The organism is Kitasatospora viridis (assembly GCF_007829815.1).
Lineage (GTDB): Bacteria > Actinomycetota > Actinomycetes > Streptomycetales > Streptomycetaceae > Kitasatospora > Kitasatospora viridis.
In genome coordinates this window covers 35,750-51,222 of the sequence record NZ_VIWT01000001.1, presented here as the reverse complement: position 1 = coordinate 51,222, position 15,473 = coordinate 35,750, and the positions used below count along the sequence as shown (strand labels likewise).

Annotated in this window: 10 protein-coding genes; 7 read left to right on the top strand and 3 right to left on the bottom strand. The window is 74.2% G+C overall.

Translation table 11 applies throughout. From position 1 onward, the window contains the following. Positions 1 to 11: 11 nt before the first annotated feature. On the bottom strand, positions 12 to 1,307 hold the full coding sequence (locus tag FHX73_RS00220; protein ID WP_145902662.1) for an ABC transporter substrate-binding protein: 1,296 nt from the start codon (positions 1,305 to 1,307) through the stop codon (positions 12 to 14). A gap of 131 nt (positions 1,308 to 1,438) precedes the next feature. Between FHX73_RS00220 and FHX73_RS00215 the strand changes: the two genes are divergently transcribed. The 4 genes from FHX73_RS00215 to FHX73_RS00200 all read left to right on the top strand — a co-directional run bounded on the left by FHX73_RS00215 (position 1,439) and on the right by FHX73_RS00200 (position 8,432). Then, complete coding sequence (locus tag FHX73_RS00215; protein WP_145902661.1) at positions 1,439 to 2,464, top strand: LacI family DNA-binding transcriptional regulator; 1,026 nt, start codon at positions 1,439 to 1,441, stop codon at positions 2,462 to 2,464. Between the two features lie 119 nt (positions 2,465 to 2,583). Further along, positions 2,584 to 3,516: a glycosyl hydrolase family 18 protein gene (locus tag FHX73_RS00210; RefSeq protein WP_145902660.1), complete on the top strand. Its 933-nt coding sequence runs from the start codon at positions 2,584 to 2,586 to the stop codon at positions 3,514 to 3,516. Between the two features lie 51 nt (positions 3,517 to 3,567). Further along, a complete protein-coding gene (locus FHX73_RS00205; RefSeq protein WP_145902659.1) occupies positions 3,568 to 7,755 on the top strand; it encodes a glycoside hydrolase family 38 N-terminal domain-containing protein in 4,188 nt (1,395 codons plus the stop codon). Beyond that, on the top strand, positions 7,752 to 8,432 hold the full coding sequence (locus FHX73_RS00200; RefSeq protein ID WP_145902658.1) for a DUF7158 domain-containing protein: 681 nt from the start codon (positions 7,752 to 7,754) through the stop codon (positions 8,430 to 8,432). The genes FHX73_RS00205 and FHX73_RS00200 overlap by 4 nt, the downstream gene beginning before the upstream one ends. Before the next feature lie 22 nt (positions 8,433 to 8,454). On the opposite strand, the gene FHX73_RS00195 is transcribed toward FHX73_RS00200, so the two are convergent. After that, positions 8,455 to 9,819, bottom strand: a complete 1,365-nt coding sequence (locus tag FHX73_RS00195) for an FAD-dependent oxidoreductase (RefSeq protein WP_145902657.1) — start codon at positions 9,817 to 9,819, stop codon at positions 8,455 to 8,457. Between the two features lie 423 nt (positions 9,820 to 10,242). Here FHX73_RS00195 and FHX73_RS00190 point away from each other — a divergent pair, with 423 nt between their 5' ends. Genes FHX73_RS00190 through FHX73_RS00180 form a run of 3 tightly spaced genes read left to right on the top strand, consistent with a single transcriptional unit; the run spans position 10,243 to position 13,531 of the window. Next, entirely contained in the window at positions 10,243 to 10,899 is a 657-nt protein-coding gene (locus tag FHX73_RS00190; RefSeq protein WP_425461354.1) for a helix-turn-helix transcriptional regulator, read from the top strand. Continuing rightward, positions 10,899 to 11,528 carry a Pvc16 family protein gene (locus FHX73_RS00185; RefSeq protein WP_145902655.1) on the top strand — a complete coding sequence of 210 codons (630 nt, stop codon included), beginning with the start codon at positions 10,899 to 10,901 and terminating at the stop codon, positions 11,526 to 11,528. Before FHX73_RS00190 ends, FHX73_RS00185 begins: the two co-directional genes overlap by 1 nt. Further along, complete coding sequence (locus FHX73_RS00180) at positions 11,525 to 13,531, top strand: ATP-binding protein (RefSeq protein WP_246213272.1); 2,007 nt, start codon at positions 11,525 to 11,527, stop codon at positions 13,529 to 13,531. Before FHX73_RS00185 ends, FHX73_RS00180 begins: the two co-directional genes overlap by 4 nt. Before the next feature lie 93 nt (positions 13,532 to 13,624). Here FHX73_RS00180 and FHX73_RS00175 read toward each other — a convergent pair whose 3' ends face one another. Further along, positions 13,625 to 15,301: a peptidoglycan-binding domain-containing protein gene (locus tag FHX73_RS00175; protein WP_145902654.1), complete on the bottom strand. Its 1,677-nt coding sequence runs from the start codon at positions 15,299 to 15,301 to the stop codon at positions 13,625 to 13,627. Positions 15,302 to 15,473: the final 172 nt, after the last annotated feature.

Sequence of the window (15,473 nt, the reverse complement as noted above, 5' to 3'; positions counted from 1 at the left end):
CCTCCCGGCGGTCACTGGTTCAGCAGCTGGTTGGCCCGGTCCTGGGCGTTGTGCAGCGCCTGGGCGCTGCTCTCCTTGCCCGTCATGGCGAGCGCGATCTGCTGGTTGAGGTAGGTGTCCATGGCGGAGGTCCACACCGGCGGGGTGAAGTTCACCGCGTTCTGCATGTCCTGGTAGGCGAAGACCGAGGCGTCGCCCTGCGCGGTGCCGTCGCTCTTGCTGTAAGAGGGGTCGTCGGCGGCGGCCGTGGTGCCGGGCAGGTAGCCGGGCGCCAGCTTGACGAAGGCCGCCTGGTTGGCGTTGTCGGTGGCGAACTGGGCGAAGGCCAGCGCCAGCGGCAGGTTCTTGCTCTTCGAGGAGACCGACAGGCCCTGCACGTAGAGCGGGGCGGTGTCGAGGGCGGGGGAGGGGACGATCTGCGGCACCAGGCTGGGGTTGGTCTGCTGGGTGCTGGCGATGTAGTTGCCGCCGCCGGTGGTCCAGGCGACCACCTGTTTGTTGAACAGCGCCGAGTTGCCCTCGTAGGTGCTGGTGAGCACGTCGGAGGGCAGGTAGCCGGCCGCGTAGGCGGCGGTGTACTTGTCCAGCATGGCGGCGGCGCCCGGGGTGGCGAAGGCGAACGTCTTGCCGTCCGGAGTCATCAGCGGGGTACCGGAGTTGACGATGTCGGAGAGCCCGGGCGGACGGCTCATCAGGTAGTCCTTGCCGCCGGAGCGGTCGTGCATCACCTTGGCCTGGGCGAGCAGTTGGTCGAAGGTCTTCGGCAGGTTCGCCGGGTCCAGGCCGTCGCGCTGGAGCATGCCCTTGTTCCACAGGCTGATGTCGGTGCCCAGGTACCAGGGGAAGCCGTAGGTGGCGGCGGTGCCGAGGTCGCCGTAGGTGTAGGCGGTCAGGCCGCTGCGCACGTAGTCCTTGCTCAGCGTCGGCACGTTCTTGGCGAGGTCGAGCAGGCCGCCGACCTTGGCCACCGAGTGCGCGATGTCCGGCGGCAGGTTGACCACGTCCGGCAGGCTGCCGCCGGTCACCTGGCTGGTGACCTTGTCGGGGTAGCCGTCGCCCGGCTGGTCGACCCAGGTGACCGTGGTGCCGGGGTGCCGGCTCTCGAAGTCCTTGATCAGGGCGGTGAAGTAGGGCGTGAACTTGTCGTTCTTCAGGGACCAGGTCTGGAAGGTGACGGTGCCCTTGAGCGGGGCGTCGGTGGCCACGGCCTTGTCGCCGCCGGCCGCGCTGCTGCCGCCGACGCCGCAGGCGGTGAGGGTGAGCGACGCGAGGGCCGCGAGGGTGAGGGCTGCCCTGACTCTGCGCATGGGAGTTCTCCGGAGGGAGGGGTGCGGGGTGAGGGGGAGCGAATTCTGCCGACCAGTCAACTAAACCGGTATAGCGAATGTGTGGGACTATGCTCCTGCGCGGCAGGGGTGTCAAGAGAGGAACACGACACGTGGGCAGACCGACGATCGACGACATCGCCCGCGCGGCGGGGGTCTCCAAGGGCGCGGTGTCCTTCGCGCTGAACGGGCGCCCCGGGGTCAGCGAGCAGACCCGCCGGCGGATCCTGCAGGTCGCCGAGGAGATGAACTGGCGCCCGCACAGCGCCGCCCGGGTGCTCGGCGGGGCCCGGGTGGGCGCGGCCGGCCTGGTGCTGGCCCGCCCGGCCCGCACCATCGGGGTGGAGCCGTTCTTCGCCCAACTGCTCTCCGGCCTGCAGGCGGAGTTCTCCCGCTGCGCGACCGCGCTGCAGCTGCTGGTGGTGGAGGACACCGCCGCCGAGATCGAGGTGTACCGCCGCTGGGCCTCGGAGCACCGGGTGGACGGCTTCGTGCTGGTGGACCTCCAGGTGCGCGACCCGCGGATCGCCGTGCTGGAGGAGCTCGGCATGCCGACCGTGGTGCTCGGCGGGCCCGGCCGGCACGGCAGCCTGCCCAGCGTCTGGGCGGACGACCGGGAGGCGATGCTCTCGATCGTCGAGTACCTGGCCGCGCTCGGGCACCGGCGGATCGCCCACCTGGCCGGACTGCCCGCCTTCCAGCACACCCAGCGCCGGATCCGGGCGCTGCGCGACGCGGCCAGGCGGCTCGGCCTGAGCGAGGCGGTGTCGGTGCCGACCGACTTCAGCGACGCCGAGGGGGCTTCGGCCACCCGGGCGCTGCTGGCCCGCCGGGAGCGCCCGACCGCGATCGTCTACGACAGCGACGTGATGGCGGTGGCCGGGCTCGGGGTGGCCACCGAGATGGGCGTGCGGGTGCCGCGCGACCTCTCGGTGGTCTCCTTCGACGACTCGGTGCTGGCCCGGATCGTCCACCCGCCGCTGACCGCGCTCTCCCGGGACACCTTCGCGCTCGGCGAGCAGGTGGCCCGGGCGCTGCTCGGCCTGCTGGACGACCCGGCCTCGGCGGCCGACCTGAAGACGCCGACGCCCCGGCTGACGGTGCGGGAGAGCACGGGCAGCGCTTTTCCGCGTACCTGACAGAAAGTCAAGAGTGCCAACCGGCGCGCGGGGCATTGACGCTCCCGCTAAATCGCTTTAGCGTCCCGGGGCGAAGTGGCCGCTTCCCACCCTCGCCGACCCCTGCCCAGGGAGCAACCATGCCCGGTCGCGTCATCCGCGCCGCCACCGCCTTGTCGGCCGCCTGCGCCCTCGCGCTCGCCGCCCCCGTGGCCGCACACGCCGCCCCCGCCCCCCACGGCCACCGCGACGGCAGCAGCCGCCACGTGGTCGCCTACTACCAGACCCAGTACGACAACGGGACGTACGTCTCCCCGCTGCCGCTGGCCGGCACCGCCACCGACATCGAGCTGGCCGCCTTCCACCTGAACGCCGGCGGCGCCATCCACCTCAACGACGACCCGCCCTCCGCCGCCAAGTTCAGCCGGATGTGGCAGGAGCTGGCCACCCTGCAGCGCTCCGGAGTCCGGGTGGAGGCGATGCTCGGCGGCGCCGCCCAGGGCAGCTACGCCGACCTGCACAACGACTTCGCCACCTACTACGGCCAGTTGCGCGACACCCTGCGCACCTACCACCTGGACGGCATCGACCTCGACATCGAGGAGAGCTTCTCGCTCGCCGACACCGAACACCTGATCAACCAGCTGCGCCAGGACTTCGGCAGCGGCTTCGTGATCACCCTGGCACCGGTGGCCAGCGACCTCTCCGGCGGCTCGAACTTCTCCGGCGGGTTCGACTACACCCAGCTGGAGGCCGACATGGGCAACCAGATCAACTGGTACAACGCCCAGTTCTACTGCGGCTGGGGCGACCTGAGCGACACCTCCGCCTACGACGCGGTGGTGGCCAACGGCTTCGACCCCTCCCGGGTGGTGGCCGGCACCGTGACGAACCCGGCCAACTGCGACGGCTACCAGGACCCGGGCACGCTCGGCTCGACGATCGGCGGGCTGGTCTCGGAGTACCCGGGGTTTGCCGGGGTAGCGGGGTGGGAGTACTTCAACGCCGTCCCGGTGAACGGCAGCGGACCAGCCTCCTGGTACGCCGCCGTGAAGCAGGACATGGGCGCCTGAGCACGTTGAGCTGACGGACCAGCAGAGGACCAGCAGAGAGAGGAGCGACCAGTGCCGGTCGCCATCACCGCCGTCGAGTGCACCGACCTGTTCGTCGGCACCGCCACGGCCCCGCGCCAGGTACTGCGGGTCACCGTGGCCGGCCCCGCCGGGCCGGTCAGCGTGCAGGGGGCGGGGGTGCGCGGCAGCGCGACCGGCACGGGCCTGCTGGAGGTGCCGCTGGAGCTGCCGCCCGGCGCGGCTCCGGGCACCGAGCTGGCGGTCACCGTGACCGCCGGGGAGGCGAGCGCGCAGGCCGTGGTCACCGTCGCCGAGCCGGGCTGGACCATGTACCTGGTGCCGCACTTCCACTACGACCCGGTCTGGTGGAACACCCAGGCGGCCTACACCTCCCCCTGGGAGCTGCTGTCCGGCGACGCCACCACCCGCCCGCTCTGGGAGCGCAACGGCTTCGCCCTGGTCGAGGCGCACCTCGAACTCGCCCTGCGCGACCCGGACTACGCCTTCGTGCTGGCCGAGATCGACTACCTCAAGCCCTTCTTCGACCAGCACCCCGAGCGCCGCGCCGACCTGCGCCGGCTGCTGGCCGAGGGCCGGGTCGAACTGGTGGGCGGCAGCTACAACGAGCCCAACACCAACCTGACCGGCGCCGAGACCACCATCCGCAACCTGGTGCTCGGCATCGGCTACCAGCGCGCGATCCTCGGCGGCGACCCGCAGACCGCCTGGCAGCTGGACGTCTTCGGCCACGACCCGCAGTTCCCCGGCTACCTGGCCGGCGCGGGCCTGACCGGCAGCGCCTGGGCCCGCGGCCCGTTCCACCAGTGGGGCCCGATCCAGAAGAACTTCCGGGCGGCCAAGGACGACGCCACGGTGATGCAGTTCCCCAGCGAGTTCGAGTGGCTGGCCCCCTCCGGCGAGGGCGTGCTCACCCACTACATGCCGCACCACTACTCGGCCGGCTGGTGGATGGACTCCTCGCCCGACCTGGCCAGTGCCGAGGAGGCCGTCTACCAGCTCTACCGCAAGCTCAAGCCCGTCGGTGCGACCAGGAACCTGCTGCTGCCGGTCGGCACCGACTACACCCCGCCGAACAAGTGGGTCACCGAGATCCACCGCTCCTGGGCCGCCAAGTACGTCTGGCCGAGGTTCGTCTGCGGCACCCCGCGCGACTTCCTCACCGCGGTGCGGGCCGAGCTCGCCGCGACCGGGCGCCGGCCGAGCCCGCAGACCCGCGACATGAACCCGGTCTACACCGGCAAGGATGTCTCCTACATCGACACCAAGCAGGCCCAGCGGGCCGGCGAGGCGGCCGCCCTGGACGCCGAGAAGCTGGCCACCCTGGCCGCCCTGCAGGGCCTGGGCCGCTACCCGCAGGCCGCGCTGGACAAGGTCTGGCGCCACCTGGCCTACGGCGCCCACCACGACGCGATCACCGGCTCCGAGTCCGACCAGGTCTACCTGGACCTGCTCGGCGGCTGGCGGGAGGCGCACGACCTGGCCGCCGAGGTGCGGGACACCGCGCTGGACGCGCTGATCGGCCGGATCGACACCCGGGGCGAGGGGCGGGCCGTGGTGGTCGCCAACACGCTCTCCTTCGACCGCTCGGGCGTGGTGCGCCTGGAGCTGCCGGTCGGCCTGGCCGACGTCCGGGTGCTGGACGACGCCGGTGCGCCGGTGGCCTGCGCGGTGGACGCCGGGGTGCTGCACTTCCTGGCCGACCGGGTGCCGGCGCTGGGCTGGCGCAGCTGGCGGCTGGTCGACGGGGAGGCCGAGCCGCTCTGGCGGCCGGCCGAGGGGCACACGGCGGCCAACGAGCGCTACCGGGTGACCGCCGACCCGGCCCGCGGCGGCCACCTGAGCTCCGTCCAGGACCTGCTGGACGGGCGGGAGTTGATCCGCGACGGCCAGGTCGGCAACGAGCTGAGGCTCTACCAGGAGTACCCGCAGCACCCCGACTTCGGCGAGGGCCCCTGGCACCTGCTGCCCGCCGGCCCGGTCACCGGCTCGCGGGAGCGGGCCGCCGAGGTGCGCCGCCAGACCGGGCCGCTCGGCGAGCGGCTGGTGATCGCCGGGGTGGTGGACGGGCTGGTCTACCGGCAGACCGTCACGCTGTGGCGCGGCGAGGCCCGGGTGGACTGCCGCACCCGGGTGGTGGACCACGGCTCGGCCGACCGGCTGCTGCGGCTGCGCTTCCCGCTCGACCTGCCCGGCACGCTGCCGGTCAGCGAGGTGGCCGAGGCGGTGATCGGGCGCGGCTTCGCGCTGCCCGACGTGGACGTGGCCGAGGCGCCCTGGACCCTGGACAACCCTGCCAACACCTGGTTCGGGCTCGGCGCCACCGCCCGGGTGCGGCTGACCGCCCCGGACGGCACGCCGCTCGGCGACCGGGCGCTGGGGGTGGCCGAGGTGGTGGTGCCGGAGCTGGACCAGGCGGCCGGCGCCCGGGAGCTGGTGGTCGCGCTGGCCCGGGTCGGGGTCACCGCGACCACGGCGAGCGCCGACTGGTCCCGCTACGGCTGGCTGGACGTGGACTCCAACCTGCCGGACTTCCGGATCCTGATCGGCGGCCCGGAGCACAACCCGGCCACCCGGGAGCTGCTGGAGCGGGCCGGCGCCGAGTACGCCGGGGTGCTGGCCGAGCACGGCCGGGTCTGGGTGCCGGCCGAGAAGGCGCTCGCCGAGGTCTGGCAGCCGAACGCGGACCTGCGCGACCTGCGGGCGCTGCCCGCCCTGGTGGTTGCCGACCCGGCGGAGCTGGCGGCCGACCTGGCCGACGCCGTGGTGGCCGCCCGCTGCCCCGGCGAGCTGCCGCCGGGCGAGCGGCTGACCGACCACACGGCGGCCCTGCTCACCTACGGCCTGCCCGGCTTCGCGGTGGACGCCACCGGCGCGCTGCACCTGTCGCTGCTGCGCTCCTGCACCGGCTGGCCGTCCGGGGTCTGGATCGACCCGCCGCGGCGCACCGTTCCTGACGGTTCGTCATTCCAGTTGCAGCGCTGGACCCATGAGTTCGACTACGCGCTGGTCTCCGGCGAGGGCGACTGGCGGGCCCTCCAGCTGCCGTCCCAGGGACAGGAGTTCAGCCATCCGCTGCTGACCCGGGTGGTCGACGGCCACCCCGGCCCGCTGCCCGCCGAGCACTGCTGGCTGCGGGTCGAGCCCGCCCGCGAGGTGCGCCTGGGCACCCTCAAGCCGGCCGGCAACCCGATCGCCTTCGGCGAAGCCGGCGCGGCCGAGCCGGCGGCCGGGGTGGCGCTGCGGCTGACCGAGTCCACCGGGCTGGGCCGCACCGCCGTGCTCGGCGGGGCGCTGGAGCTGCGGGACCGGTGCTGGGGCGACCTGCTGGAGCGGCCCGGCGAGCCGGTCGGGGAGCTGGAACTGACGGGTTCCCAGGTGGCGACGGTGCTGGCCGTCCCGGCTGCGGCGGCCGCGCCGACCGGGCCCGCGCTGGGCGCCGAACGGGAGGCGGCCCAGCCGCTGTTCGCCCGCTACTGGCTGCACAACCGGGGTCCGGCGCCGCTCGGCTACCTGCCGGTCTCGGTCGGGATCAGCCCCGGACTGCTGCGCGACGGCGCGGGCGAGCTCTCCGTGGTGCTCTCCTCCCAACTCCGGGACGCGGCAGTGGAGGGCACGCTCGACCTGGTCGCGCCCGAGGGCTGGGAGGTGAGCCTGCGCCGGCGGCCGTACCGGCTGGAGCCGGACGGGCACCTGCGCTTCCCGGTCACCGTCACGCCGCCGGCCGGTGCCGTGCCCGGCCTCTACTTCGTCGCCGCCCGCACCGAGTGGGACGGTCAACTGGTCGAGGACGTGGCCACGGTGGCGGTCGGCGGGATGCCCGGCTTCCGACCCGCCACCGGCCCGGCGCCCGAGGAGGGCGCGCAGATCGGCGGCTGCGGGGACGCGGGCGGCCGGGACACCGGCCTGGCCGTCGGCGTGGTGGAGGAACTGGTCCGGGTGATCCCGGGCGGGCTCGGCGTGCTGGAGGTCACCCTGGCCAACCGCACCCGCAGCGAGATCCGCGGCGAGCTCCAGGCCGTCTCCCCCTGGGGTAGCTGGGACCTGCTGGCCGACCCGGTCCGGGGGTTCACGCTGGCCGCGGGCGAGCGGCGCACCGTCGCCTTCCCGGTCACGGCGCCCGAGGCGATGGCGCCGGGGGCCTACTGGGCGGTGGTGAAGGTGATGTGGTTCGGGCGCTGCCAGTACGCGCCCACGGTGGCCCTGGTGGTGGCGAAGTGACGGGCCTGCTCGGCTACTTGGACGGGCGGGCACTGCCGCGCACCGAACTGGACGCGCGGTTGGCCGCGTTGCGGGCCGGACCGCGCGCCACCGCGCTGCCCGCGCCGGGCAGCCCGGAGGACCGTCAACTGACCCGCTGGGTGGCCCAGGTGCTGCTCACCCAGGAGCTCTGCGCGGCCGAGGCGGCTGACCGTGGCTTGCCGCTGGGCGCGGGCGGCCCGGTCCGGCTGGACCAGCGGGCCGCCGTCGAGCTCGGCTCGATCACGGCGGCCGCGCTGGAGGGCAGCGCGGCCGTCCGGGCGGTCTACCGGGCGGTGACGGCGGAGGTTACCGTGCCCGCCCGGGAGCCGGTGCCACCCGAGGCGGGTGTCCGCTGGCGGCTGGACACCCCCGACGGCAGCTTCGACGCCGACCCGGCCACCCTCCCGCGCGCACTGGCCGACGCGCTGCGCACAGCGCCGCCCGGCACCCCGGTCACGGCGGCCGGCTGGACGGCCACCCTGGTCGCCGAGCTCACCCCGCAACCCGCCGCACCCCCGGACGACCGCCTCGACTGCGCCCGCCGCCTCGCCTTCGCCCGCTGGCTCGACCGCGCCCGGTCCGACCGGCTCACCCTGGTCCCGGGCCTGGAACACCCGGGCGACCCGGCCCAGCCGGACAACCACCACCGGCACTGACGGAGCATCAGCGGACGGTCCGTCAGGCCCCGCTGGCCCGCAGCATGTCCTCGCGCTCGACCACCTTGACCCGCTCGCGGTCCTCGGCCGTACCGAGGGCCCGCTCGTGGGCGTCGAGCAGCTTCCAGCCGTCCCAGGTGGTGAACCGGACCTGTTGGGCCGTCAGGTGGGCGACCACTGCGGCCGGGTCGGGCTCGGCGGCGCCGGCGAGCCGGCCGGCGCCGTGGTCGTCGAGCAGGCAGGCGACGGTCTCGTTGGCGTCGCCCTTGGTGTGGCCGATCAGGCCGACCGGGCCGCGCTTGATCCAGCCGGTCACGTAGGTGGCGTCCTGGTGGCTGCCGTCGGCGGCGAGCACCCGGCCGGCCGCGTTGGGCACGGTGCCGGAGACCGGGTCGAAGGGCAGCTTGGGCAGCTCGTCCGAGTAGTAGCCGACGGCCCGGTAGACGGCCTGCACGTCCCAGTCGGTGAACTTGCCGGTGCCCTTGACGTTGCCGGTGCCGTCCAGCTCGGTGCGCTCGGTGCGCAGGCCGACGACCTCGCCGTCGGCGCCCAGCACCTCGGTCGGCGACTCGAAGAAGTGCAGGTAGAGCTTGTGCGGGCGGTCGCCGGTGTCGCGGATCGCCCAGCGCTCGACGGTCGCGGCCACCAGGTCGACGTGCTTGACGGCGCGGCGCTCGGCGATCGAGCCCTCGTCGTAGTCGATGTCCTCGGGGTCGACGATGACCTCGATGTTCGGCGAGTGGTCCAGCTCGCGCAGCTCCATCGGGCTGAACTTGGCCTGGGCGGGCCCGCGCCGGCCGAAGACGTGCACCTCGACGGCCTGGTTCTGCTGCAGCCCGGCGTGGACGTTCGGCGGGATCTCGGTGGGCAGCAGCTCCTCGGCGGTCTTGGCGAGGATCCGGGCCACGTCCAGTGCGACGTTGCCCACACCCAGCACGGCCACCTTGCGGGCGGTGAGCGGCCATTCGCGCGGCACGTCCGGGTGCCCGTCGTACCAGGAGACGAAGTCGGCGGCGCCGTAGGAGCCGTCGAGCTCGATGCCGGGGATGTCGAGGGCCCGGTCGGCGGTCGCGCCGGTGGAGAAGACCACGGCGTCGTAGAACCGGTGCAGGTCGTCCAGAGTGAGGTCGGTGGGGTAGTCCACGTTGCCGAAGAGCCGCACGGCGGGCTTGTCGAGCACCTGGTGGAGCGCGGTCACGATGCCCTTGATCCGCGGGTGGTCCGGCGCCACGCCGTAGCGGATCAGCCCGAAGGGGGCCGGCATCCGCTCGAAGAGGTCGATCGACACGCCGGGGTCCTGCGCGGCATCGGACTTGAGCAGGGCGTCGGCGGCGTAGATGCCGGCGGGGCCGGCACCGACTATCGCGACACGGATGGGACGGGCCATGGCGGTGCACTCCTCCGGCGCCTGGGACAGCATACGCACCAACCGTAGACGGGCCGCTACGGGGGCCAGTAGGGGGCCCCGGCCTATGACCTCATAAACCAAGGTTATGGGTAAAGAAGCTCCGGCTTATGCAACGACTCTGCCCTGTTCGACCGTCCTAGGCAGTGTCCCCCCGGGCAGCGGATTGCCCCGGCGGACGCCATGTGAAATTGCACCGAGTCGACGGGTGCCGTCCGACGGGGCCTCAACGGGTTTCGACGGTAGCGGAGTTCACCGTTCCGCCGCAGTCTGCCCCTGAGGGCCCATCAACTTCCCGAGAGGGCCGGGAAAACAGTTCCGACGGACATGAACCCGGCTGCCCTCACGGTCCGTTGTCAAGGTACGAGAGTCTGTAAAAGCGGCAAACGATTGGGGGGCACGCCTGTGTTGCGACTGTCCGAGACGCCGACCGAGGCGGCCAGGGTCACCGTGGAGGTGCTGGCGCCCGACCCGATCTCGCGGGTCGGGGCGACCAGCCAACTGCGGCAGTACCCCGAAGTGAGCGTGGTGGAGGCCGGGGGACCGGACGGGGGAGCGACGGTCCGGATCCTGCTGGTCGAATCGCTGGACGGCGAGTCGATGGCCCAACTGCGCCGCCTGGTGCGCGGCGGCGCCGCCAAGGTGGTGCTGGTGGTCGGGCGGATCCGCGAGCCCGAGCTGATGGAGGCCGTCGAGTGCGGGGTCAACGCGATCCTGTGGCGCAACGAGGCCACCCCCGAGCGGCTGCGCCGCGCCGTGCTGGCCGCCGCCCGCGGCCAGGGCGACCTGCCCGCCGACCTGCTCGGCCGCCTGCTCAGCCAGGTCGGCCGGCTGCAGCGCGGCGGTGGCGAGGGCGCCCCCGGCGACCCCGGCGGACTGACCGCCCGGGAGACCGAGATCCTCCGGCTGGTCGCCGAGGGCCTGGACACCGCCGAGATCGGCGCCCGGATCGGCTACTCCCAACGCACCGTCAAGAACGTGCTCTACGGCGTCACCAACCGGCTGCGGCTGCGCAACCGGGCGCACGCCGTCGCCTACGCACTGCGTGAGGGCTACATCTAATGATCCATGAGATCGACGAGGTGCTGCGCGGCGTGCTGCGCGGCGGGTCACTGGCCGGCACCGAGGTCGAGGTGGTCTTCGACGCACCGACCCGGGACTGGGCGGCCCGCCGCAACACGCCGACCGTGGACGCCTACCTCTACGACATCCGGGAGGAGGTGTCCCGGCGCGAGCGCGGCCTGATCTCGGTGCGCGACGAGCGCGGCGTGGTCACCAGCCGGCGCCAGCCGTACCGCTGGTTCCGGCTCTCCTACCTGGTCACCGCTTGGACCAGGCGGCCGGAGGACGAGCACCGGCTGCTCTCCGCCGTGCTCGGCACCCTGCTGCGCCGCGAGTCGCTGGCCCCCGAGGAGCTGACCGGCCCGCTGGCCGCGCTCGGCGTGCACGTGCCGCTGGTCGCGGCCGTCCCGCCCGACCGCTCGGTCGCCGACATCTGGTCGGCGCTCGGCGGCGAACTCAAGCCCTCCCTGGAGCTGGTGGTCACCATGCCGTTCCCGGCGACCCCCGAGTACCCGGTCGCGCCGCCGGTCACCGAGGGCGCCGCGGTGCGGGTCGGCGACATGCAGGGCGAACTGCCCGACCCGCCGCTGCGCGCCCACCGGCCGCCGCTGTCCGGTGCCGGGCGGTGAGCGCGGCACTGCTGCACCGGCTGGCCGGGCTGCGCGGGCGGACCGCCGAACTGGTGGCGGCCCGCAGCGCGTCCGACCCCAGCGCCGGGGACCCGATGCGCGGGCTGCTGCTCACCCCTGAGGCGGTCGACCACCTGCTGACCGCCCGGCCGGAGCCGGCCCCCGACTGGCCGTCGCAGGCGGCGGACGACGAGCCGGCGGACGGTCAGCAGGACGAGCTGCACCGGTTGGCCGCGCGCGCCGGACTGACCGAACTCGACCTGCGGCTGCTGCTGATCGCGCTCGCCCCCGACCTGGACCGGCGCTTCGAGCAGTACTACGGCTACCTCAACGACGACGTCAGCCGCCGCCGCGCGACCGTCGGCCTGGCGCTCGACCTGTGCGGACTGCCCTGGCACTCCGCGGCCGGCCGGGCCCGGCTGCACGCCGGCGCGCCGCTGCGCCGGGCCGGGCTGCTGCTGGTCGAGGAGGAGGACCAGCGGCCGCTGCTCGGTCGGGCACTCACGGTGCCCGATCGGGTGGTCGCCCGGCTGCTCGGAGACACCACGCCCGACGCCCGGCTGGCCGGCGCGGTCCACCCGGTGGCGCCGGTCGAGGGCGGGCCGGACGGCGCGCCGCTCGACGGGCTCGCCCTGCTGCTGGCCAAGCGGCTCGCCGAGGGCGGCCCGGTCTTCGCCCACCTGCGCGAGCCCCGGCCCGGCGCCGCCCTGCCGTTGGCGGCCCGGGCGCTGCGGGCGGCCGGGCTGCCCGGGCTGCGGTTCGACCCGCGCCCGGCGGACGCGGCCGCCCTGGTGCCGGTGCTGCTGCGCGAGGCGCTGCTGGCCGGCGCCGCCCTGGTGGTCGGGCCGCTGCCGGCCGAACCCGGCCCGCTGGTCAAGGCCTTGGCCGCCGCCCAGGTGCCGGTGCTGCTGACCGGCCCGCAGCCCTGGGACGCCGAGTGGACGGACCGCCGCCCGCTCACCCTGGACGCGCCCCGCGCGGCCGGCGGCGACCCGGCGGCCTGGGAGCGCGAGTTGACGGCCGCCGCCGGTGCGCCGATCGGCTTCGACCTCGCCGACGCGATCGCGCCCTACCACCTGACGGACGATCAGATCGGCCGGGCCGCCAGGATCGCCGCCGAGCTGGCGGCCTTCGAGGGCGTCCCGCTGACGGCCGGTCACCTGCAGCGCGGCGCGCTCGCCCAGTCCGCCTCCGGCCTGGAGCAGCACGCCCGGCGGATCCGCCCCGGCGTCGACTGGTCCGACCTGGTGCTGCCCGAGCCGCCGCTGGTCCAGCTGCGCGAACTCGCGCTGCGCGCCCGGCACCGCGACCGGGTGCTCGGCGACTGGGGCCTGCGGGCCGGCGGCGGGCGCGGGCGGGGCGTGGTGGCGCTCTTCGCGGGCGACTCCGGCACCGGCAAGACGCTGGCCGCCGAGGTGGTCGCCGCCGACCTCGGCCTGGACCTCTACGTGGTCCAGCTCTCCTCGGTGGTGGACAAGTACGTCGGCGAGACCGAGAAGAACCTGGAGCGGATCTTCACCGAGGCCGACCGGGTCGACGCGGTGCTGCTCTTCGACGAGGCCGACGCCGTCTTCGGCAAGCGCTCCGAGGTGAAGGACAGTCACGACCGCTACGCCAACCTGGAGAGCGCCTACCTGCTGCAGCGCCTGGAGTCCTTCGACGGCATCGCGCTGCTCACCACCAACCTGCGCTCCAACATCGACGAGGCGTTCACCCGCCGGCTCGACCTGGTGGTCGACTTCCCGTTCCCGGACGCCGGCCAGCGGCGGGCGCTGTGGCGGCACAGCCTGGCCCGGGTGCCGCGCGCGGACGGGCTCGACCCGGATGGCTGCGCCGAGGAGTTCGAGCTGGCCGGCGGCGCGATCCGCAGCGCCGTGGTGACCGCCGCCTACCTGGCCGCCGGCCGGGGCGACGAGGTGACCGCGGCCGACCTGCTGGAGGGCGCCCGCCGGGAGTACCGCAAGTCCGGGCGGCTGGTGCTGGACGGCGGCTCCGACTGGTGAGCCGGCCGGGCCGCTGAGACGCCGGGCAGACCTCGGTGGAACGCCGACGGGCCGTGGGGAGCACCCCACGGCCCGTCCGCTTCTCCCGGTGGGTCAGTTGACCGGCCCCGGGATCCAGTTGTCCGCGCTCACCGTGCCCGGGTTGGAGCCGCCCTTCACCGCTCCGGAGAGCAGGGCGCCGTAGGTGGCGGTGTCGATGGTGCCGGTGACCGGCAGGTTCACGTCCTGCTGGTAGGCGCGCACGGCCTGCTGGAAGCCGGAGTCCGCCGTCGCGTTGGCCTGGGCGCGACCGGTCAGGTAGTAGATCCCGTACTGGGCGTACTGGGCGTCGCGCGCCGCGTTGTCGTGGTTGACGTCCGTGTACTGGGCCCACTGCAGCGCGCCGGAGGCCGCGAGCACCTGGAAGTTCGACTGCCCGTTGGCGACCAGGGACTGCTGGCCGGCGAAGCCGAAGGACCAGAGCGCGGTCATCGTCTCCCGGCCGAGCACGCCGTTCTCGTCCTGCACCAGGTGGCCCTTGCGCGCCGCGTCGGTGGCCTTCTGGAAGCAGCTGAGCGAGGCGACCGTGGGGCCGTCCAGGCGGCCGGGGGAGACCTTCTGGGTGAGCGTGCAGGGGTTGCCCGAGTTGAGCGCGGCCAGCCGGTACTGGGCGAACTGGACGAAGACGTTCGCCGGGTCGGAGGGCTTGATCGGCAGCGAAGCGCCGGCCTTGGGGGGCGCGCTGCTGGCCGGAGCACCGCCCCCGCCACCACCGCCCCCGCCGCCGCCACCGCCACCGGCGGGGGCCGGGTTGCCGGGGGCCGGCGCCGGCGCGGCCAGTGTGGGCACCCCGCCCGCGGGGGCCGGGTTGTTCGGCGCCCCGCCGCCGGGCGCCGGCAGCGCCCCGCCCGGGAGGGCCGGCACCGAGGGGCCCGGCTGCGCGGGCGCGCTCGGCGGCGGCGCCAGCACCGGCCCGGGCGCCGGGCTGATCGCCGAGGAGTTGGCCACCGGCGAGCCGTCCGAACCGTCCGCGAGCTCGTGCGCGTTGCTGCCCACCGAGGGCCGCACCGCGAGCCAGAGCGCGACGAACGCCACGGCCAGCGCACCGAGCAGTCCGCCGAGCGTCATCAGCCAACGCGGCATCACCGAGGGCTGCACGTAGCTGCCGTCGACCTTGACGGTCTCCGCGCCCGAGCGCTGGATGGTGATCCCGAACGGGCGGGTCTCCTTCTGGCCGGTCCACAGCACCCGGTTCGGCTTGATCCGCACCTTGGTGAACGCGGCCCGGCCGGGCTCGATCTGCAGGCTGCCGGGGCGGATGTCGAAGCCCAGCTGGTTCCCGGTGTCCTGCCCGGCGAGCGAGGCCGTCAGCTTGACGTTGCCGAGGTTGTCGATCGCCAGCTTCGGCCGTCCGCGGAACCGTCCGCGACTGGTCGGCGGCAGCAACTCGGCGCGGATCTCGGTGAACGGAGTGATCGTCAGGTTCCCCTCCGGCACCGTGGTGCTGTCGGGGAACTCGGTCGGCACGACCTGCAGCGCGTACGGGTTCGGCCCCGCCGTGGCGTCCGGCGAGCGCGGCGGCCGGAAGGTGATCTGCACGCTCCCGGTGGTCCCGGGGTACAGCTTCAGCCCGGTCGGCTCCACGGTGGCCCAGGCCGCCGGCTCGCCCACCGGCACGACGCGGTACTCCTCCACCACGTCCCCGGTGTTTCGTATCCGCAGCGTCACGGTCACACTGCCGCCCGCCTCGACGGTGGCGGACGGGGGTTCGAGGGAGGTCCAGATCGTCACCCGGGAAGGTTAGGCGCCGCCGGGCCCGCTGTCTGCGGCCGCGGGGCCCGCGTGCTGGGCAGTCCTGTTGCCCCAAAGGGCCGACATCTGTGACTGCGGTGCCGCTCCGGCACGCCGAGAATACCCGCACCCACCCGACGGGAGGCGCGAACGCCGTCGGCGGGCCGCCCCC